This is a genomic window from Chlorogloeopsis sp. ULAP02, assembly GCF_038404745.2.
Taxonomy (GTDB): Bacteria; Cyanobacteriota; Cyanobacteriia; order Cyanobacteriales; family Nostocaceae; genus Chlorogloeopsis.
Genome location: NZ_JAYKTT020000034.1, coordinates 14,170 through 34,944, shown reverse-complemented (window position 1 = coordinate 34,944; position 20,775 = coordinate 14,170). Strand labels below are relative to the sequence as shown.

Sequence of the window (20,775 nt, the reverse complement as noted above, 5' to 3'; positions counted from 1 at the left end):
GAACAAGGCGCGACGTTGGAAACGGTAATTGCTGCTCAATGGCCTGTTAAACAGACTGTGGGCAAATTACTTGCTAACCATGAAAATAAAATCCATAGTGCAGCTTGGAGTATCCCTGATGACATCTTTACCCGCGCTATTGAGGATTTACGGGAGTGGGCTTTGCAACGCTTTGGTTCCCTAGATTACGATTTGTCTCAAGAACGCAAGTTTAAGATTATTGTGGTACGCAATTGGACTTGATTGATTCTCCCACCGCCAAAGGATAGCAGGTTGCGATTTGTTTGGCTGGACAATAGGAATTTTTTTGATACCAATTTCACCGAGTAGAGACGCGATTCATCGTGTCTCTACTGTTGTGTGTCCCACTCATCAGTTGTATCTGAGTAATTAAGCTACCTTAGCGTGTTTATTTATATAGTCTACAAACAATGTTTTTAGTTGCGGACTAATACCAGTATGTTCAAAAAAACTAAAGCCTAAATTCCGAGCTTTTGCTAGGGTTTGTTCTGGTGTCAATCCTTCTTTTGTGGCAATACTTAATAATGCAATTCCTGTGGAGCGCATAGCTGCTGCACAATGCACCACAGCTGGTTTAGGAAGTTCTTCTAATGTCTTGAGAATTTTAGTAATTAACTCTTCACTCAAATCTTCAAGCTTTAGAGGTACATTGACGTAATTTAGTCCGAATGATTCAGCTACCTGTTGCTCATCTCGGAAGAATCCTAGTTCATCAGGCGATCGCAAATTTAAAACTGACTTAAAACCTTCTTGACTAGCTTGCTCAAGTTGTTGTGCTATGACTTGTCCTGTAGTCGTTAAATTTTCGTTAATCCGTATACTGTTGATCACATCGACTCCTTTTGTCTTTTTATCCAGATAGTAAATGCTTGTTTTGCAAGAATTGAGCAGCTATTTAGACTTGCATAGCAAAATCTGCCAAACATCAGAAAATATTGTTTGGTTGCTTCTGATTTTGCTAGTTTATGCAATTATTTTTTGCTTTTCTTATAATATACGGTTTGTCTATAGACTTAATGTAGTTAACAAATAATTATAAGTTTTACCAATGTAATTACTGATATTTATATTTTCCTTATATTGTTAATCAATACCAAATTAGTAGTGGTAAGCGCTGAGGCATGAAAGAGCGGACTGAATTTGGCGAATACCCCAAACTAATCATGCTTATCATTTCTTCTCGTTGTGGGAATTGAGTATACTACGGTAAATCTATAAAATTGATGTATTTTAAGGATTTCCACGTAACTATACACGGAGAAGGCAGATGAGAGAGATTCAGCACCACAAAATATCAGCGAAGGCAAAGCAGTTCAAAGAATCTGTGATACGAGAAATGACACGGGTGGCAGCGCAATATGGTGCAGTGAATTTAGCTCAAGGCTTTCCCGATTTTCCCTGTCCGCGGGAGTTGAAGCAAGCAGCCTATGAGGCAATTGAGGCGGATGTTAATCAATATGCAATTACTTGGGGCGATCGCCCATTTCGAGAAGCGATCGCCAACAAAGTCCGTTGGTATTTAGGTTTAGACATTAACCCAGAAACACAAATCACTGTTACCTGTGGCTCTACAGAAGCAATGGCTGCTGTCATGCTAGCAACCATCGATCCAGGTGATGAAGTAATTGTATTTGAGCCATATTATGAAAATTATGGCCCCGATGCAATTCTAGCTGGTGCTACACCCCGATACGTCACCCTGCATCCTCCTGACTGGACATTTGATCAAGTCCAGTTGCGTCAAGCTTTCAATGCCAATACCAAAGCTATCATTATCAATACCCCACACAACCCCACAGGCAAAGTTTTTACCACAGGCAAAGTTTTTACCCGTGAAGAACTTACCCTGATTGCCGAACTTTGTCAGAAGTGGGATGTTCTAGCATTTACAGATGAAATTTACGAACACATTCTCTATGATGGTACTCAACATATTGCCCTAGCCACCCTTCCTGGAATGGAAGAACGCACCATTACCATCAATGGGCTTTCCAAAACATACAGTGTTACTGGATGGCGAGTTGGCTACATTTTGGCAAAACCCGAATTGACAGGAGCTATTAGAAAAGTCCACGACTTCCTAACCGTTGGTGCGCCCGCACCCTTGCAAAGAGCCGGAGTCGCTGCCATGCAACTACCACCATCCTATTATCAAGAACTAGCTAGACTTTATCATCACAAAAGAGACAGCATTTTACAAATTTTGGATCGGGTTGGTATTCCCTATTTTGTTCCCAAAGGGGCTTACTACGTCTTTGCTGATATTTCCAAATTTGGCTACAAAACTGATATTGAATTCACTAACTATTTAATTAAGGAAATTGGTGTTGCTGTAGTTCCCGGTTCCAGCTTTTTCAGCCAACCAGAGAAAGGGCATTCATTCATCCGCTTTTGCTTTAGCAAACAACCTGAAACACTACAAGCAGCAGGTGAGAAATTGCTAAAACTACAGCCAATCTTAAAACCCACATCATAACGCCAATTTCTATATCTTCTCTGTGTCTGCTGTGGTTAACATCAACATCTCTGAATACATCATCATGAAAGACCAATAACACACATTTTTCATCACTGACGAGGAGTAAATATGGCTACTCACGAAAATATCTTGCAAGCAATTGGTAAAACTCCATTAGTCAGACTCAATAGAGTAACCGAAAATATTCAATCTACTATTTACGCCAAAGTAGAATATCTGAATCCTGGTGGAAGCACCAAAGATAGAATTGCCCTGGCAATGATAGAAGAAGCAGAAAAAACAGGTCAATTACAGCCGGGAGGAACTATTATTGAAGCTACCGCAGGTAATACTGGTGTAGGACTGGCACTAATTGCCGCAGTCAAAAAATATCGGTGTATTTTTGTCATGCCCGATAAGATGAGCCAGGATAAAATTAACCTGCTCAAAGCTTATGGTGCAGAAGTAGTAGTTACTCCCACATCTGTAGCACCTGACTCACCAGAAAGTTATAACGGTGTAGCAGAAAGACTCGCTAAAGAAATCCCAGGAGCCTACAGACCAAATCAATTTGAAAACCCGAATAATCCTTTAGCTCATTACTTAACTACTGGCCCAGAAATCTGGTCAGATAGTCAAGGTAAAGTTGAAGTTTTTGTTGCAGGTATGGGGACAGGTGGCACAATTTCAGGAGTTGCCAAATATCTCAAAGAACAAAACCCAAATATTGTAATTATTGGTGCAGATCCAGAAGGTTCTATTCTGTCAGGAGATAGCCCTAAATCTTATAAGGTTGAAGGCATAGGAGAAGACTTTATTCCTAAGACTTTTAATCGTCAATTAGTCGATGAAATGATTCGAGTCAGCGATAAAGAGTCTTTTAATATGGCACGTCGTCTCGCCAGGGAGGAAGGCTTATTGGTAGGAGGTTCTTGTGGTACAGTGGTAGCCGCCGCCATCAAGTATGCAGTTAGGTTATCACAGCCAAAGTATATCGTGGTGCTATTACCAGATACAGGCAGAAACTACATTAATAAAATCTACTCTGATGCCTGGATGCAGGAAAATGGTTTTTGGGAAGGAAAAACAGTAAAAACTATAAAAATTGGTGAAATTCTGCTGCAAAAAACTGATTTTCCCTCTTTGGTTGCTGTTAGTTCTAGCGATACTTTGAGCCAAGCTACAAGTCTGTTACAAAAGCTGAATATATCCCAGTTACCTGTAATTGATAATAATCATGTAGTTGGTAGTCTCAATGAAGCATCTTTGATGAAATTTCTCCATGATGGTATTAATTTTTCTAACCAGCAAGTTTTAGCAGTTATGGGTAAACCGCTACCAATTCTCGATGAAGAAGTAGACATTGCAGAAGCTTATCGAGTGCTATTATCGGGAACTACAGGAATTATTATTACGCGGCATGGTGTCCCCATTGGATTAATTACCAGAGCCGATTTAATTAGATATTGGATTAGTCAAAACCAAGACGAATTAAGGGAAAACAATGGAATTTGAAACGAAAGCAATTCATGAAGGTCAACAATCAGATCCACAAACTGGTGCTGTGATTGTTCCTATTTATTTGACTTCTACATACCAGCAAGAAGCAATAGGTCAGCACAAAGGATATGAATATTCTCGCACCGGAAATCCTACCCGTAATGCCTTAGAAGAAGCTTTAGCTGCTACTGAAAGTGCAAAATTCGGTTTAGCGTTTGCCTCTGGATTAGCTGCCACTACTACCGTGTTAAGTCTGCTTAAAAGTGGCGACCATATTGTTGCTGGTGATGATTTATATGGTGGTACTTATCGTTTGTTAGAACGGGTGGTAAAAAATTGGAGCGTGACAACCACCTATGTAGATATTGATGATATTAATAACTTTGAAAATGCTATTCAAGCGAATACCAAACTAATTTGGATCGAAACTCCCACCAATCCATTATTAAAAATCATTGATATTGCTGCACTAGCAAGTATTGCTCGTCAACACAATATCATTCTAGTAGTTGATAACACCTTTGCTAGCCCTTATTTTCAAAGACCACTGGAATTAGGTGCTGATATTGTAGTTCACAGTACTACCAAATATCTAGGAGGACACAGCGATATTATTGGTGGTGCAGTTGTGACATCGAACGAGCAGCTATACACCGAACTGAAATTTTATCAAAATGCGATCGGGGCTGTTCCCAGTCCCTTTGATAGTTGGCTAGTACTGCGGGGAATTAAAACTCTGGCAGTGAGAATGCGAGAACATGAAAAAAATGCTTTGTTTTTAGCTAAATTCTTAGAAGAGCATCCTCAAATCGAGCGAATTTATTATCCAGGTTTACCTAATCACCCCCAACATCAACTGGCAAAAGCACAAATGTCAGGTTTTGGAGGAATGATTAGTTTGGAATTAAAAGGTGGTTTTACAGAAGTTGAAAAATTTGCTTCGCGGCTCAAGCTGTTTTTACTAGCAGAAAGTTTAGGAGGTGTAGAGTCGTTACTTTGCTATCCTGCCAAAATGACTCATGGTTCTTTACCAGACGCAGAACGATATAAGCGGGGAATTAATGATAATTTAATCCGCCTTTCTGTAGGAATTGAGAATGTATTAGACTTGCAAGCTGATTTGGAAAATGCTCTGTCTTGAGAATAGGGAACGGGGAACAGGGAACATGTGTCCAGCCATGAGTGAACGTCTGTCTTGAAAATGGGTGTGGGGGTGTAAGGGTGTAGGGATGTAGGAAGAGTCAAATTTTCATGACGAGCGTTGTGGGATGAATAACCCGTGTTACTTAATTTGATAGTTGAAACACAGAACGTAGACGAATACCAACTCCAGTCCCTAGTAAAGCACAGATTATCCAAATCCAGCCGTGTAAACTGGTGGAAGCAATACCACTAAAAAAGGCACTGACGTTACAACCAAAGGCAATAAAAGCTCCATAACCCATCATCAATCCACCGATAATGGTTGCAATTACTACTGCAAGAGAAATTTGAGTTTTAGCAACTAGCTTTCCTGCTGAGGCTGCTGCTAAGGCTGCTCCCAAGATAATACCAACATTCATTACAGAGGAAACATCAGTAACCACAATATCTGAGAATGACATTCCCTCCCAAAAGGGACTACTATCAGGATTCCAACCAAAAATAGTGGCGATTTTAGCTGCCCACAAGGCAAATCCCCAAGTAATTCGCCAAGGTTCTCCTGAAATGATCAGAGTTAGCCAGTTGAGCGCAGCTAAAGCAATAGCTCCTGTGAATAATGGCCAAGGGCCAGACAAAAATTCTGTAGGATGAGGTAAGATTTGCGCTTTATTTGACTTGGTTTGTAACTGATTTCGACTCCTTTGATTCCACCACCACAGTAAACCTGCAATCAAAATAAACAAGCCTAACTGTAAACCAACTGCTCTTACCCAACCCAAAGATTCTCCGAAAACAATTGGTGATATTTGTGGTAATACAGACCACATATGCCTAGTCAAACTTGCCCAAAATGCACCTAAACAGAAGGTAAATAGGGTTATAAGCATGGTAATACTACCGCCACCAATAGTACAAAGTGTCCCGCAACCACACCCCCCACCCAGTTGCATCCCGATACCAAATAAAAAAGCACCGATCGCGCCTTGTACTCCCACTGGTGCGATCGCCCCTTCTACTTTTTGACCAAAAACAGAGCCAGCAGCCAAAATGGGAGCAAATAGAATAGTGGCGATCGCCAGCATCACTAATTGCGCGTATATTCCCTGAACATCCCAATTTACTAGCAGCTTACGGTAAGCAGATGTGAAACCAAAAGCGGAATGATAGAGGCTAACACCCAACAAACCACCGATGAGAAATAGAACACTTTGCCGCCAACCGTAGGAACTTAAAGCGACTGCTCCACCTGCTAGCACAGCTAAAGCGATCGCTACAATTAACTTCTGTGGACGAGGACGTAATATTTTTGAGCCAGATGGTAGATTATTTCCAACAACGCTGCTCATAAGAAATTTATCATTCAAAATTTTTTCATCATGCTACTTGTTAGGACACAACATTAAGTTGTGTCCATACTTTGTGTTGCATCAAAATGAGAATCGTTTAAGTTTGGGGACTACGACTTTCAGAACTTTCAGGTGGTTTTTCCTTACTCCTTCTGCAACTTACCAAGCTTTCCTGCTCTACATTTTCAGCCAAAAGTACATTGACTGTACTAAAGGTTGTCAATAATACAGCCAGCAACAACATGATATGTCTCATTTTCTTATCTCTCTATTTGATGAAAACTTGTTTAGACTTCTAACTCACCTGTTCAGCTCCCGTTGCCACAGGTAAATCTTTATGGGTGCTATATTCAGTCCACGAACCTTCATACACTCTCACTTTCGGATAACCAAGCAAATGCTTTAAGACAACGTATTGTAATGTTGCTTCTCTTCCTGTACTGCAAGAGATAATGATGTCATTTGACGGACTAATCTTTTTCTCTGCCAGGATGCTTTTAATTTCATCCAGTGACTTCAGTTTGTGAGGATTCTTAGCATCCATAAAGGTAGGTCAAGGAATATTCCGTGCACCTGGAATATGTCCGTTACGTACCCAAAGGTTTTCCTCGCCACGAAACAGATTTGCCGGTCGGGGATCGATAAAAGTAACTCCTGGTTTACCAATCAGCTTTTTGACTTCATCCAGACTGACGCGAACAGAAGGGTTATCCCGAACGGTGAATTTACCTACTGTGTATTTCGGAAATTCCTTAGTCACTGGTTGGGAAGTTTGATAACCTGTGTAACCACCATCTAGTACTGCGATATTCTGCAAACCAGAACGTTCTAGTAAATAAGCCACCATTGTTGCACCCAAGACATCTCTGTCATCGGAATAGACAAGGACGCGGCTATTGTTAGTTACTCCAGAATTTGCAAATATTTGTCCCAGTTTTTCATTGTTCCAATACTGCACAGGTAGACCTTCTTTCGGCCCTCTAAAAGCAGTATCAGCAATATTAACCGCGCCAGGAAGATGTCCTTCGATATAGTCTAGAGGTAAATTACGGACATCCAAGATCCGCAGATTTGGATTTTTAGAATTCTCAGCTACCCAATCTGGTGCAACAAACTGAATACTTGCACGGGGATTGGCAGAAAATGCTGAAAAAGGTAATTGCGGGATCATAAACAGACAAACAAAAAAAACTGCTCCCAAGGCAAGAAACTTGGTTTTTTTCAACTTTGCCAAGAGATATTTCAATCTCATAATGATGCTCCTTGCTGTTTAATATGCTTCTGATTAAGCCATCTAAAGTAGTTTGTGCAGCCTTGTCTAAAAGCTGCATTTCAAAAAATACTAAAAATCAGTCGGAAAACAGTATTTACTAAAACGTATAATAACATTCCACGTACATCAAAAAACACTAGCTCATGCTTCACGTGCATCTTGGCAGTTAGATATTCTGATCAAGTGAGGCGATCACGATACAGCGACAACAGGTGAGAAGCAGAAAAATCGGCAATGTCTAACATATGTCGGTTTGAATAGATTTAGTGGAACTACGGTTTACTTAAGGAGTTTGGAGTACATCGCTAATCCTCAGAAGTAACTTTATAAATTTGCCGCTTTAAGTCGAGAGGACATACCTGCTACATCTTTGGAAATATGGTGACAAAATAATGACTGAATCTCCTTGAATCATTGTAAGTATTCAATGGAAATATTAATTAGAGTAATTTTCTATAATTAGTTAAACTCGCAGCAGCAAAACTCCACTTGTTAAAGCTTTATTCCACAGAGGCGATTTTTGTATTTCTGGTATAGAAAGAGGTGGATTTACAGGTTGTTTAGAAAAGAGAAATTGCTCTTGTTGTAACGATAATTGCCAATACTCTACATCATGCCATTTATCAAATTTAAATCCAACCTGACGAAAGATACCTACAGGTGAAAAACCAACAGCTTTATGTACAGCCACACTTGGTTGATTGGGTAAAGCGATCGCGGCAACAACGTTATAAAATCCTTGCAGTTGCAGCAGTTGAAAAAGAGAAGTATATAAGGCTTTAGCAATTCCTTTGCAGCGATAATTAACACCGACGTATACCGATGATTCTACAGACCATTGGTAAGCCGCACGGGTACGGTAGGGGCTAGCATAGGCGTAGCCTAAAAGCTCACCATTGATTTCGCAAACTAACCAAGGCATTTGTTGTTGATAGCTTTTGATCCGCTGTTGAAACTCGGTTTCGCTTGGTGTTTCCAATTCAAAGGAAATCGCAGTTTCCCGAATAATCGGTGCATAGATTGCCAGCATTTGTAAGGCATCGTTTTCATTTGCTAGTCTGATTGTAGTCACGATCAAAGCGCCCAACTGCGAAGGGATTCAGATCAATGGAAACCCATTTATAAAGTACCAAATCGGCAATAATAGCGCCAGAGAAGAGACCAACTTGAAGTCCATAACCCCCGTGTCCGGTTGCAAAATACACGTTCTGAATACCTGGCACTTGCCCGATCAAAGGTTTCGCGTCCAGACTCTGCGGACGGAAACCGATACGGATTTCCTGGAAAGTTGCGGACTCTAGTCCGACTGCCATCCGCAACCCCTCGTGAATGATTTCCTGCATCCCGCCAATAGTCACACGATAGTCATAGCCCACATCTTCGCGTGTTGCACCAACGACTACCCGATTTGGAGGAAAAGTAAGAATGTAGTGTGTTAGACTAATTACAATTGACCATCCTGCTGTTTTAGTATGGGGAACTACTAAATGCGCGATTTGACCGCGCTGTGGATACACCGACACAGTTATCCCGATCTGCTTGGCTAACTTACTTGACCAAGCACCAGCAGCAACAATTACTGCGTCTGCACTTATGGTCTGACTGCCAACTGTAACATTTGTCACCTTACCTTCATTAACCACTAAGTTAGTATGATCGTGAAATAAATCTGCACCGCGTCGGCGAACTGCCCGTTTTAGTGAGCTACAGAGCAGTCGGCTGTCAACACGAGCAGCTTCGGGAATATGAATCGCAGCCTTGACTGGGCTAAGTGCCGGAAAGAACGATTTGGCAGCGTCTGCGTCGATAATCTTGGCATCCCCAATGTGATGAAATCCATCTAGGCGACGCTGTTGGACTTGCTCCAGTAATTTTGGAATTTGAACAGCCTCTTCATCGGTAATAGCAACATGAACTGCCCCTACTTTTTCATAGCCAGTATGGTATTCACCATCCTCAGCAAGATTTGCAATCAGTTCCGGATAATAAGCATGAGCTTGTTTGAGGAACGGAAGAATTGAATCGTTTGGGGGAAATCGATTTCCTGGGGATAAAATTCCTGCACCTGCTGCTGTTGCCTTGCCCTCATCAGCCCGATCAACCACAACTACTCGGACACCATGACGCAGCAGCCGATACGCGGCGCTCATACCCACAACTCCACCACCGATTACCACTACCTTGTGCATAGAGAAATTCAATCATTGAAATTATTGAATGCGATCGCGAAACCGTCGTACCCTTTGCTGCCCACAGTCTGAATTACCGTGGCACTCACATGCGGTGAGTTGGCGAGCAGCTCGTTGAAACGGCGCACCCCCTGAACACTACGATCATCACTGGCGGCATCAACTACTGCTCCGTTACGCACGACATTATCAGCGATAATCAGGCTGCCGGGACGAGAGAGCTTGAGCGCCCACACAAAGTAATCGGGATTATTTGGCTTATCAGCGTCGATGAAAATTAGGTCAAACGGACCGCGCCCCTCAGCGGCAAGTTGCGGCAGTGTATCTAACGCCTTCCCGAGGCGCAGTTCAACAACGTCGGCCAGACCAGCGCGTGCGATGTTGGCGCGGGCGACTTCAGCATGTTTCAGGTCAGCCTCCAGCGTCATCAGGTGACCATCGTTAGGCAGTGCCCGCGCGAGCCAAATCGTGCTGTAGCCACCCAGTGTGCCAATCTCCAGGATGGTGCGCGCCCCTTGGACTTGTGCTAAAAGCATTAGCAGTTTCCCCTGATTGGGCGAAACGTTGTGCGGCGGCAAACCAGCTGCAGCGCTGGTCTTGAGCGCCTCATCCAGCACGGAGTCAGGCGGCACAAATAAATCGGTAATGTAGCGATCGACCACATTCCATTGCTCTTGAGTCATGAATTTATCCTAATTCTCTCAATTCAATCTTTCATTTCAAGCCAACCAGAGTACTGACTGGTAGCTCTTCGGGAAACACTTGCATTTTCTATCAAACTATGAAAAACTTCCTTTATATAAACTACGGTAAATCAATCAGCTTTAAGTAGATTAGTGAGAGAAATTCTAATCTAATGGCTACCTTAGAGAAACAGACACAGAATTTATGGCTGCTAGATACCAATTAGGGCAGAAAAAATTTTTGAGAATCAGTAAAGTTGTTTAACAAAGTTATGAAAATACCATTTCTTCCACAACGTCGTGCTGCATTAAAACGGATTGTGCAATATGCAGTAGTGGGACTGTTTGCACTATCAACACCTTTGGCAGGTAGTCTCATCCAAACCACCCAAGCACAAACAAAACCTGGAGGCTTTAAGTCAAAAGTAATCAACTTGGCTTATCAAACTTCTGGAGATATAGTCAAAGCCAGAAAAGTTGTAGAGCCGCGTTTTAAGGCATTGGGTGTAACTGTAAAATGGGTAGGGCCGTTCCCTGCAGGCCCGCAACAGATAGAAGCGATGAATGCAGGTAGGGTTGATATCGGTAATGTAGGAGAGACACCGCCAATATTTGCCCAAGCCGCAGGTATCACAGAAGTCGTCTATATTGCTGGACGCAGACCCAGCAAAGGACTGAATCAAGGTATTGTGGTGAGAGCCAATTCTCCAATTAAAAAGCTGTCAGATATAAAAGGTAAGAAAGTTGCTTTTCAGAGAGGGTCAAACGCACATTATTTACTGGCCAAGGCTTTGAAAGAGGTAGGCTTAAAAATTAGTGATGTTCAAGTTGTTGGTCTAACTCCATCGGAAGCCCGCGATGCCTTTATTCAAAACAAGGTTGAGGTGTGGGTGGCTAGTGACCCTTTTTTGGCTCTTGTGGAAAAAAGTATCCCTATTCGTAATCTGAGAAATGCAGGCGGTATTAATACCTTAGGTGGATTTTATATTGCCAGACGTCAATTTGTTTCTCAAAATCCGGAATTGGTGCGAGTCTTTTTAGAAGAAGCAGATAAGGTTGGAGAATGGGCTGACAAAAACCCAGCTGAAGCTGCCAAAGCTCTTGCTTCTGAGGTGAAAATTGACCCATCAGTTTTAGAAACAGTTTCACGCCGAACCGTTCGTCGGTTAAGACCACTAACACCTTCGATCGTTGCTGAACAACAGAGTGTTGCTGATTTCTATTTTCAAGAAAAAATCATCCCGCGCAAAGTAAATATTCAGGATGCTGTGCCGCCCGATGAGATATTGCGAGCCATCATACCTCAGAGATTTGCTCAATTTTAGATTGGAGCGGCGGTAGGATTAGTTCTACCTGATTGAATTAAGGTTTCTAAAGGGTACTCCATAGATATTTCAAAGTTCAATTTTCTGTCAATACGTAAGTTCTATTAATGATGAGGCGATCGCAAAATTTGAGACGATCGCCCCTTCATCGTTGATAAGGATTTGACGATTAGTAATCGAAGTCGCCACCAAAACCGCTACCAGCGGGTGCAGCAGGAGCAGCATCCTTCGATTCCGGCTTATCAACTACAATTGCTTCGGTGGTCAGCACCATACCTGCAATTGACGCTGCATTCTGCACAGCTGAACGAGTGACTTTAGCAGGGTCAACAATCCCGGCTTCAAACAAATCTACAAACTCGCCACTTGTTGCATCGTAGCCCACATTAAATTCTTTCTCTTTCACGCGCTCTGCAATTACCGCACCGTTTTGACCCGCATTCTCGGCAATCCGCTTCAAAGGCGCACTCAGCGCACGAGACACAATCAAAGCCCCCGTCAATTCTTCACCTGCTAGGGTAGATTTTGCCCAGCTTTCCAACTCAGGAGCTAGATGTGCCAGCGTCGTACCGCCACCGGGAACAATGCCCTCTTCAACAGCAGCTTTAGTAGCGTTAATCGCATCTTCCAGACGTAGCTTGCGGTCTTTGAGTTCGGTTTCTGTGGCAGCTCCCACCTTCACAACTGCAACCCCGCCCGCTAGCTTCGCCAAACGTTCTTGCAGTTTCTCTTTGTCATAGGAAGATTCGGTTTCTTCGATTTGTCGACGGATTTGCTCCACCCTAGCCTTGACAGCTTGTTCATTACCTTCGGCAACAATAGTAGTGTTATCCTTGGTGATGGTAACTCGTCGAGCTTTACCGAGTTGGTCAAGCTTGGTGGCATCCAGCCTTAGACCAGCGTCTTCCGTAATCAACTGCCCGCCTGTGAGAATGGCAATGTCCTCCAGAATAGCTTTGCGGCGATCGCCAAACCCAGGTGCTTTCACTGCTGCTACATTCAGCACTCCCCGCAGCCGATTCACCACCAGCGTTGCCAGTGCTTCTTTCTCAATGTCTTCTGCCACAATCAGCAATGGGCGACTTGCACGGGCAACCTGCTCCAGCACAGGTACTAGATCTTGCACCAGGGTAATCTTCTTATCTGTAATTAGCAGGAATGGTTCATCCAGCACTGCTTCCAACCGCTCGGCATCCGTTGCAAAATAAGGGGAAATATAGCCCTTGTCGAAGTTCAACCCTTCTGTGACTTCTAGTTCGGTTGTGACTGACTTGCCTTCTTCCAGAGAAATCACCCCTTCACGACCAACCTTATCTAATGCTTCTGCAATCAGAGCACCCACAACTTCATCATTTCCAGCAGAGATGGCTGCAACTTGAGCGATCGCCTTGGAGTCTTCCACAGGACGTGCATGTTCTTTGATTTTATCCACTAGAAAACCCGTAGCTTTGTCGATACCACGCTTAAGTTGAATCGCATTTGCACCAGCAGCAACGTTCCGCAATCCTTCTTTAACGATGGCATGAGCCAAAACGGTTGCAGTTGTGGTGCCATCCCCAGCAGCATCGTTGGTTTTGGAAGCGGCTTGACGGATTAGGGATACACCTGTGTTTTCAACATGATCTTCCAGTTCAATTTCTTTAGCTATAGTGACTCCATCATTGACAATCTGCGGAGCACCAAACTTCTTCTCCAAAACAACGTTACGACCTTTAGGGCCGAGAGTCACTGCCACTGCCTCAGCGAGAATATCAATTCCTTTTTCTAAGGCACGACGAGCATTTTCGTTGTAAATAATGCGTTTAGCCATAACAATCCAAATTCTCTCTATAGTGTGTAAGTTAATCGGGGTGCGGATGTCATTGGTTGTTGATCATTCGCTACTTGGCTTGTGGATTACCAATGACAAATAACTAATGGCAATCGACTATGAAACAATTGCCAGGATGTCCTTCTCAGACAACAGCACGTACTCCTGTGTACCAAGCTTGATATCAGTACCAGCGTACTTGGAGTAGAGAACTTTATCGCCAACTGCTACATCAATCGCCTGTCGGCTACCATCATCGTTGTGCTTGCCAGAACCCACTGCAACAATTTCACCTACCTGTGGTTTTTCTTTAGCGTTATCAGGCAGAAGAATACCTCCCGCCGTTTTCTCTTCGGACTCACTAACTTTGATGAAAACGCGATCGCCCAGAGGTTTAACAGTAGATACGCTCAATGCTATAGCCATACAAAATTCTCCAAACTCACTTTCTTAAGGTGAATCAGTTTTCCGATCCAAACAATCCAATCAGTAGTAGGCAAGGTTAATAATTGCCAGTAGCCTCAGTTAACTACTGTAAGCCTACCGGAAATTAGTACTTTACTTATGTTAAGTATAATGTCATATGATTTTGTAAAAATCAAGTGCTCCAAAGGTGCCTAAAAGGCTTTTTCGAGACTTTGACAGCTAGTTCATTGATATAATGCATTAGCTGTGCGTTACCACTTCCGATCGGGAACCCAGTTGTAGTTTTTATCTTTGACATCAATTTTCTTGGGAATAACTTTTAGCTCGTAAAAGGTATCTGCCATGTTTTGTAAACCTGTGAGAACTTCATCAGTCACAGGTAATACTTTGCGATCGCCACCGCGCCCCTCTACGATTTCCATTGTTGCTAAGTCAACTTTGTAGAGTTTAGAAAGTAATTTAGCTGAATCTTTGTAGTTGTTTTTAGACCAGCTACCCGCTTTTTCCAGTTCTTGTAAAATTATTTTTACAATATCTGGATGATCGCGGACAAAATCTGGAGCAGCGTAATAAAATGCGGGGCTTTCTATAGGAGCTTTTTCACCAAATACTGTAGTGTTATCTGCCAACAGACGAGTACGAAGCTTACGTTCCGCTTCAGCAGTATAAGGATCCCAGATTACCCATGCATCAAAATCCCCGCGCTCAAAGGCTGGTAAAGCTTCGGCTGGAGTTAGATAGACAGGTTGAATATCACTGTATTTTAAACCTACCTTCTCTAAAGCACGTACAATCATATATTGTGAACTCGCACCTTTAGCAAAAGCGACTTTTTTACCCTTTAAGTCAGCAAGAGTCTTGATTGGTGAATCTTCTCGTACTACGATTGCTGAACTCCTAGTACTGCTGGTACTCGCAGCTACTCGCACGAAAGGTTTGTCGCTGGCTTGAGCAAAGACACTTCCTGTACCACCCCCACCACCAAAAACGATCGCACCTACACCCATTCCCTCAAGTAAAGGAGCAGTCGAAGAAAATTCATTCCATGTTACGGAAATACCTTGAGGTTGTAAGCGCTTCTCTAGCCTACCTTGGGCTTTGATAATATTCAGCAGTGCCATCCCTTTTTGATGCCCCATTTTCAACACTGTTAACTTGCTAGTCTGGGGTTTTTCTGTAGATGTATTAGCCGAATTACTGGGAGCGCAGGACGCGATCGCTAAACTCAAACCTAAACCTATGACAAATAGTAAAGCAAATGAGCGAATTTTTGATTGCTTGAAAAACTTAAACCAGCCTCTCTGATTTATAAGTTTATTGAACATATTTATTCCTTTGCATACTGGCACATTGCTTGTTATTTATTTTAGTTTTTTGATGAATATTTAAAATTGATTTGATATATAGAAAACGACTTATTCAAGCCTTGTTTATAGACTAAAAATAGTTTTTTGTTTTTAGATTTGATTACTCAAATTCAGTTAAATTATGATATTGAAGTAAGGCACTATCTCTTGCCTAAAAGTATCATCAATTACACTTCTCCCCTTAACTTCAATACCAAAGGTATGACAGCTAATCTTTTCATGCTGCCTCAGATAGGGATTGCTATGGCGTTGCATTTCACCGTTGCTGCAACTAGGGGAAATTCTTGGCTCATGAGTAGCCAGAATCACCCCATAGTTACCGTAAATCGGAAGATAACTCCTGTAGCTTCGCTCAGACATAGCTTTTTAGAACCTTTGTCATCGGTTCTTGGCAATTAATTTTTTTAGCAATTTAATACGGTAAATCGGTCGATAAACCGTATTATATAAATATGAGATTGGCATATGTAAGGATAAAAAACAAGGGGTGATACTCCCAAGCTTGCTTCTTGCGGTGAAGTATGGTAAGTTCTGATTGCAAAAATACAGTAAATCGGTTGACTTACCGTAGTTTAATAAGAAATGTTACTCATCTAGTTAAAAAAGTTGCTGCAGCTAGATGGTTGAAAATCTAGCTTTGGGTAAGTAGTAATGAGCCGGAAGATTTCAGTAGTCCTGTGTACTAGGCTTGTTAACAAATTTAATCAAGTCATTCTGCCGCTAGTTTGGTGGTGCAGTCACTTGAGTCGGGAAGCCTTTTTGTAACCCAGTTTCATGACTGCATTTCTACACAATTTTCTCTTGATAGGAATTGAGAATCATGGTGCAAACTTCTCTCGTCCGCAATGGTAGTCTTGTTAAACCACCAACCTTTACCTCTGTGGAAGCAGAGCGTCGTCATCGCCAAGAACGCTTGGCAGCAGCTTTACGAATCTTTGCCCGCTTAGGTTTTGCCCAAGGGCTGGGAGGACACATCACAGCCCGCGATCCTGAATTGACTGACCATTTTTGGGTCAACCCCTTTGGTATTCATTTCAGTCGGGTTCGCGTCTCAGACTTGATCCTGGTGAATCCTCAAGGTGAAGTTGTTCAAGGTAATGGCGCACTCAATCAAGCAGCCTATGCAATTCACTCACAAATCCATGAAGCCCGCCCAGATGCGATCGCGGCGGCTCATGCTCATTCCTTCTATGGCAAAACTTGGTCATCACTAGGTCGATTACTTGACCCTATTACCCAAGATTCTGCTGTTTTCTATCAAGAACACGTTCTATTTGATGATTTCAAAGGCATTGTCTTAGAAACCAGTGAAGGAAAACGCATTGCTCAAGCATTAGATGATCGCAAAGCTGCTATCCTGCGCAATCATGGATTATTAACCGTAGGACACAGTGTAGACGAAGCCGCTTGGTGGTTCATCCGTCTAGAAGATGCAGCTAAATCGCAATTGCTAGCAGAATCCGTTGGTAAACCCATCCCCATTGACCACGACCTCGCTCTAGGGATTAAAAAACGTAATGGTACTCACGAAGCAGGTTGGCGCGCATTCCAGTATTTGTGGGATGAAATCACCCATGACCAACCAGATCTATTGGAATAATAGGAATTATGGGCTGGGTAAATTCTCTGCTCATCTCTAATTACAACTATGTTCAAAAGCAGCATTGAGTGCGATTGGTGCAGAGCCAATAGATTAATCTCGCCTAACCACTTATATACACAATTTGAACGATGATCCTTAGCCACCGCCCCGGTTCGCTTGTCGGTTGCGATCACTTTGCGTCTCCAACAGATTTTGTCAACAGCCCCCTCTCCCAGGCATTGAAACAGCCTGTATTGCTAGGGTTATTTCTCCCCATCCAGGCTGGCGGTTGGAGTGCTTCCACACTACCACGCACTACTGACTGGAGCTTTGAATACAATAAGGCTCTTGTGCTGCAAGCTGAAGCGCTGGGCTTTGATTTGATATTTGCGCTGTCACAGTGGCTACCCAAAGGTGGCTATGGCGGCGTATTCAACGGCCAAGCACTGGACTCTTTCATGACCACAGCAGCGCTCACGAGTCTGACACAGAAGATCGTGCTGATCTCCACCATCCATGTGTTATACGGGCCAATTCATCCATTACACTTAGCCAAGTACGGCGCAACACTAGACCATATATCAGGGGGTCGCTGGGGCATCAACGTGGTAACTGGACACCGCGCTGTTGAACATGAGATGTTTGGTTGGAAGCGCATTGAACATGACCACCGCTATGAACTTGCTGCCGAGTTCATCGAAGTGCTGCAACGCCTGTGGGCTGATGAAGAAAACTTCTCATTTGAGGGTAAGTCTTCCTGGAAGCTCAGTAATGCCTTCGTCACACCTAAGCCGAAATATGGTCGCCCAGTGCTAGTCAATGCCACAGGCTCAGATGCTGGGATTTCCTTTGCCGCACGTTATTCTGACATTGTGTTCATCACCAGTCCAGGGGGTTCTGACTTCCTCAGTGCCATCGAAGTGCTACCCGCACATACTACAAGAGTCAAGCAAGCAGCGCGCGATATTGGCCGTGAAGTGCAAACACTCCTCAACCCTATGGTAATCAGCCGCGAAACTGAGCGTGAAACTTGGGCCTATCACGATGCGATAGTTGCCCACGCCGACGCAACTGCGCCTTTGGGCTTTAGCAGGTTTGATAGTGACGCGCATGCTTGGAAAGGTCGTGTGGGTAAAGATGCACCAAAGCGCCGGGCTATTGGTGGTAACATCGAGGTCATCGGTACGCCACAGCAGGTAGTTGAGCAGTTTGTCCAGTTGAAAAAGGCTGGTATTGATGGTTTGCAATTGAGCTTCTATGACTTCAAGGAAGACCTGGAATTTTTTGGCGATCGCATCCTACCTCTGATGAAACAGGCGGGTATCAGGTTATACTAATTCTCCAAAAAGCGATTATAGATAATGATGCGGGGACGCGGAACCAGACGCGGAGATTGATGTGTAGCAAAATTTTAGAGAATTGGTATTAATGATATGAGGATAAAACGACGTGATTTAATGAGTGTGGGTATATCAACAGCAGCCTTAGCTGCTTGCGGTAAATTTGCTAATGCTCCATCAAATACATCTAGTGCCACTCCTGTAGCAGCTAACACTGATGCGAGTTCCACCAAGCTGCGTCTAGGCTTTCAGCCACCATATGTTGCTGTATATGCACTTAGAGAACAAAAGTTATTAGAGAAAGCCTTTGCAGGAAAATCAATTAATTTTGAGTTTCGTCGCCTCCTATCACTCAAACCAGTGACAGAAGCACTATCTGCTGGTGCTATAGATTTGGGTTTAGGTGGAACACCAATAGCCGCAATTGCTGCTGGTCAACCCATTCGAGTAATTGCCTTAGTTGAGCGTAGCCCAAAAACCCATGCTTTGTTAGTTTTGCCTAATTCGCCCATCAAAAAAATTGCTGATTTAAAAGGGAAAAAACTCGGTAACCCGACGGGAAAAAGCTACTATTTTGCAATGCGAGTGCTAGAACGTGTGGGACTCAAAGATACTGATGTAGAGTGGGTGCAAATTGAGAATGATGCAGGTAGATCTGCATTATTATCAGGTGCTATTGATGTTTGGGGGACATGGGATCCCTTCTATGCCAGTGCTGAAGTTGCTAAAGAAGTAGTACCCTTAGTTGATGGGGAAGGATATCATTTAAATTATGTAGCTTTGTTTGGGCGGATAGATTACATAGAAAATAATTCAGAGACTGTACAAAAGTTTTTGCAAGCCTATAAACAAGCAGTGACTTGGGCGAAAGACAACCGTCAGCCAGCAGTAGATATTCTGGTCAAAGAAAACAAATTATCACCAGAAGCGGCTGGCTTAACTTTAGGTCGTCGGAACCTAATATTTGAGCCTCCAAATGATGAGTATCGCCAAGAACTGATCAACCAGTCCCAATTACTTGCTCGTCTCGGACTCATCAAACAACAGCCAAATTGGGATAAAGCAATTGATCCAACATTGGCTAATATTGCTGCTTCTTAAGATTGTACTAATTAGGTATCGTGTCCTGAATGCGATCGCCTCTCTCCTGTAATGCAGCGATAATGACCATACGATCGCAAAATCAGACTGAAATTCCTTCCCTCATCCATTAACCCAGGCTGCGAAATATCTACGCAGCCTTGGTTAAAACTATATGGCTTACGAAAGTACTGGTTTAGCTTCTAGCTTCTTGGCATTCTTCTTCAAGACAGTTGGTAACTCACTTGTTAAAGGCTCACCTTCAACTATTTGCGATCGAAAACCATCAGGGCCAACTGGAATATCGCCAGTGATGGTGGTGCGATAGAGTACGCGCTCGACTTCTATATGATCTAGATCCTGGGGAGCTAAATGTGCGGTGGCACGATTGTCCCAAAATGCAATATCCCCGTTGTTCCAGCGGAAGCGGGTAGTATAGGCGGGCTTGGTAATCTGGTTGAAGAACAACTCCAGCAGTAGGTCGCTTTCTTGTGGTGACACGTCAAGAATGTGCGAGGTGAAACCAGGATTGACGAACAATGCGCGTTCACCTGTCTCCGGATGAACCCGTACTACCGGGTGAATAGAAACTTGGGGATTGGCTGCAATGCGCTGAACAAGCTTGCTATTGCTGGGTAAGCGCAACCGTGCATGAAAGCGATGTTCTGCCTTCAATGTGTCTGCTAGCGCTCGTAGAGGTGCTGACAAATGCTCATAAGCTGCAACTAGATTAGTCCACTCACTGGGTGTCACCACCAAAGCTGGGAACGTTAACTGCGCGCAAAATAGATCCAGCAGGCGGATTAACAACTGCTGTCACATCGGTGTGCCAACGGCTCTCATAGCTGGAACGGCGCAAACCATTCTTCTGCTCGTAGCGGCTGCGGTCTATCGGCAGTATTTCTGAGAAGCCTTCGATTGGCTCATCCTCGTGGGGATGTGCATAGGTCACTTCGCCAAAACGGGCTGTGAACGCAATCTGTGCAGCATGGTCGATGTTCTGACCGCGAAAGAATATGACTTTCCACTTCAACAGTGCTTGACGAATTTCGGCCACTGCTTCGTCGTGCAGAGGACGCGAAAGGTCTACACCATTAATTTCGGTACCGATGAAACCAGCTACCTGTTTAACTTCAATGTGCTTGTAGCTCATAATAAATTCTCCAGAGTTTTACCCAGAGGTAGATGTTCGCACTCGTTTACTTCCTTTGTTTTGCCATCCAGTGCAAGCA

The 20,775-nt window shown here is 43.3% G+C and carries 21 protein-coding genes and 1 pseudogene; 8 read left to right on the top strand and 14 right to left on the bottom strand.

Annotation, left to right across the window (positions count from 1 at the left end; all coding sequences use genetic code 11):
• Positions 1-243 (top strand): annotated as a pseudogene (locus tag U2718_RS14365) (SAM-dependent methyltransferase); the annotation flags it as partial.
• Between the two features lie 147 nt (positions 244-390).
• Here the strand turns inward: U2718_RS14365 and U2718_RS14360 are convergent.
• A complete protein-coding gene (locus U2718_RS14360) occupies positions 391-852 on the bottom strand; it encodes a beta-lactamase hydrolase domain-containing protein (protein ID WP_341998680.1) in 462 nt (153 codons plus the stop codon).
• Positions 853-1,288: 436 nt separating this feature from the next.
• Here U2718_RS14360 and U2718_RS14355 point away from each other — a divergent pair, with 436 nt between their 5' ends.
• From U2718_RS14355 to U2718_RS14345, 3 genes are all read left to right on the top strand, one after another.
• On the top strand, positions 1,289-2,497 hold the full coding sequence (locus U2718_RS14355) for a pyridoxal phosphate-dependent aminotransferase (protein ID WP_341998682.1): 1,209 nt from the start codon (positions 1,289-1,291) through the stop codon (positions 2,495-2,497).
• Between the two features lie 111 nt (positions 2,498-2,608).
• Complete coding sequence (locus tag U2718_RS14350) at positions 2,609-3,994, top strand: cystathionine beta-synthase (protein ID WP_341998684.1); 1,386 nt, start codon at positions 2,609-2,611, stop codon at positions 3,992-3,994.
• Positions 3,984-5,120 (top strand): cystathionine gamma-synthase, encoded by a 1,137-nt coding sequence (locus U2718_RS14345; protein WP_341998686.1) that lies wholly within the window; start codon positions 3,984-3,986, stop codon positions 5,118-5,120. Before U2718_RS14350 ends, U2718_RS14345 begins: the two co-directional genes overlap by 11 nt.
• 145 nt (positions 5,121-5,265) lie before the next feature.
• On the opposite strand, the gene U2718_RS14340 is transcribed toward U2718_RS14345, so the two are convergent.
• From U2718_RS14340 to U2718_RS14310, 7 genes are all read right to left on the bottom strand, one after another.
• The gene (locus U2718_RS14340; protein WP_341998688.1) at positions 5,266-6,468 is read right to left on the bottom strand and encodes a YeeE/YedE family protein; all 1,203 of its coding nucleotides are present in this window, start codon (positions 6,466-6,468) and stop codon (positions 5,266-5,268) included.
• A gap of 97 nt (positions 6,469-6,565) precedes the next feature.
• Positions 6,566-6,724, bottom strand: a complete 159-nt coding sequence (locus U2718_RS14335) for a hypothetical protein (RefSeq protein ID WP_341998690.1) — start codon at positions 6,722-6,724, stop codon at positions 6,566-6,568.
• Between the two features lie 39 nt (positions 6,725-6,763).
• Positions 6,764-7,012: a sulfurtransferase gene (locus tag U2718_RS14330; RefSeq protein WP_341998692.1), complete on the bottom strand. Its 249-nt coding sequence runs from the start codon at positions 7,010-7,012 to the stop codon at positions 6,764-6,766.
• 9 nt (positions 7,013-7,021) lie between these two features.
• Positions 7,022-7,720 carry a sulfurtransferase gene (locus tag U2718_RS14325; protein ID WP_341998694.1) on the bottom strand — a complete coding sequence of 233 codons (699 nt, stop codon included), beginning with the start codon at positions 7,718-7,720 and terminating at the stop codon, positions 7,022-7,024.
• A 484-nt stretch (positions 7,721-8,204) separates the two neighbouring features.
• The gene (locus tag U2718_RS14320; RefSeq protein ID WP_341998696.1) at positions 8,205-8,813 is read right to left on the bottom strand and encodes an arsinothricin resistance N-acetyltransferase ArsN1 family B; all 609 of its coding nucleotides are present in this window, start codon (positions 8,811-8,813) and stop codon (positions 8,205-8,207) included.
• Positions 8,788-9,930, bottom strand: coding sequence for an NAD(P)/FAD-dependent oxidoreductase (locus U2718_RS14315; protein WP_341998698.1), 1,143 nt, complete (start codon positions 9,928-9,930; stop codon positions 8,788-8,790). The genes U2718_RS14320 and U2718_RS14315 overlap by 26 nt, the downstream gene beginning before the upstream one ends.
• A gap of 8 nt (positions 9,931-9,938) precedes the next feature.
• Entirely contained in the window at positions 9,939-10,613 is a 675-nt protein-coding gene (locus U2718_RS14310) for an O-methyltransferase (RefSeq protein WP_341998700.1), read from the bottom strand.
• Positions 10,614-10,885: 272 nt separating this feature from the next.
• On the opposite strand from U2718_RS14310, the gene U2718_RS14305 reads away from it, so the two are divergent.
• Positions 10,886-11,938 carry an aliphatic sulfonate ABC transporter substrate-binding protein gene (locus U2718_RS14305; RefSeq protein WP_341998702.1) on the top strand — a complete coding sequence of 351 codons (1,053 nt, stop codon included), beginning with the start codon at positions 10,886-10,888 and terminating at the stop codon, positions 11,936-11,938.
• A gap of 169 nt (positions 11,939-12,107) precedes the next feature.
• On the opposite strand, the gene groL is transcribed toward U2718_RS14305, so the two are convergent.
• The 4 genes from groL to U2718_RS14285 all read right to left on the bottom strand — a co-directional run bounded on the left by groL (position 12,108) and on the right by U2718_RS14285 (position 15,901).
• Complete coding sequence (gene groL / locus U2718_RS14300; RefSeq protein WP_341998704.1) at positions 12,108-13,748, bottom strand: chaperonin GroEL; 1,641 nt, start codon at positions 13,746-13,748, stop codon at positions 12,108-12,110.
• Positions 13,749-13,865: 117 nt separating this feature from the next.
• Positions 13,866-14,174, bottom strand: a complete 309-nt coding sequence (gene groES, locus U2718_RS14295) for a co-chaperone GroES (protein WP_341998706.1) — start codon at positions 14,172-14,174, stop codon at positions 13,866-13,868.
• 251 nt (positions 14,175-14,425) lie between these two features.
• Positions 14,426-15,499, bottom strand: a complete 1,074-nt coding sequence (locus U2718_RS14290; protein WP_341998708.1) for an aliphatic sulfonate ABC transporter substrate-binding protein — start codon at positions 15,497-15,499, stop codon at positions 14,426-14,428.
• Between the two features lie 156 nt (positions 15,500-15,655).
• Positions 15,656-15,901 carry a hypothetical protein gene (locus tag U2718_RS14285; RefSeq protein ID WP_341998710.1) on the bottom strand — a complete coding sequence of 82 codons (246 nt, stop codon included), beginning with the start codon at positions 15,899-15,901 and terminating at the stop codon, positions 15,656-15,658.
• Positions 15,902-16,361: 460 nt separating this feature from the next.
• Here U2718_RS14285 and U2718_RS14280 point away from each other — a divergent pair, with 460 nt between their 5' ends.
• From U2718_RS14280 to U2718_RS14270, 3 genes are all read left to right on the top strand, one after another.
• On the top strand, positions 16,362-17,141 hold the full coding sequence (locus tag U2718_RS14280; protein ID WP_341998712.1) for a class II aldolase/adducin family protein: 780 nt from the start codon (positions 16,362-16,364) through the stop codon (positions 17,139-17,141).
• 131 nt (positions 17,142-17,272) lie between these two features.
• Positions 17,273-18,460: an LLM class flavin-dependent oxidoreductase gene (locus U2718_RS14275; RefSeq protein ID WP_341998714.1), complete on the top strand. Its 1,188-nt coding sequence runs from the start codon at positions 17,273-17,275 to the stop codon at positions 18,458-18,460.
• 96 nt (positions 18,461-18,556) lie between these two features.
• Positions 18,557-19,564, top strand: a complete 1,008-nt coding sequence (locus U2718_RS14270) for an aliphatic sulfonate ABC transporter substrate-binding protein (protein WP_341998715.1) — start codon at positions 18,557-18,559, stop codon at positions 19,562-19,564.
• A gap of 159 nt (positions 19,565-19,723) precedes the next feature.
• On the opposite strand, the gene U2718_RS14265 is transcribed toward U2718_RS14270, so the two are convergent.
• Together U2718_RS14265 and U2718_RS14260 are read right to left on the bottom strand one after the other, a co-directional pair.
• Positions 19,724-20,296, bottom strand: coding sequence for a TauD/TfdA dioxygenase family protein (locus U2718_RS14265; protein ID WP_341998717.1), 573 nt, complete (start codon positions 20,294-20,296; stop codon positions 19,724-19,726).
• Entirely contained in the window at positions 20,283-20,696 is a 414-nt protein-coding gene (locus U2718_RS14260; protein ID WP_341998718.1) for a TauD/TfdA dioxygenase family protein, read from the bottom strand. Before U2718_RS14260 ends, U2718_RS14265 begins: the two co-directional genes overlap by 14 nt.
• Positions 20,697-20,775: the final 79 nt, after the last annotated feature.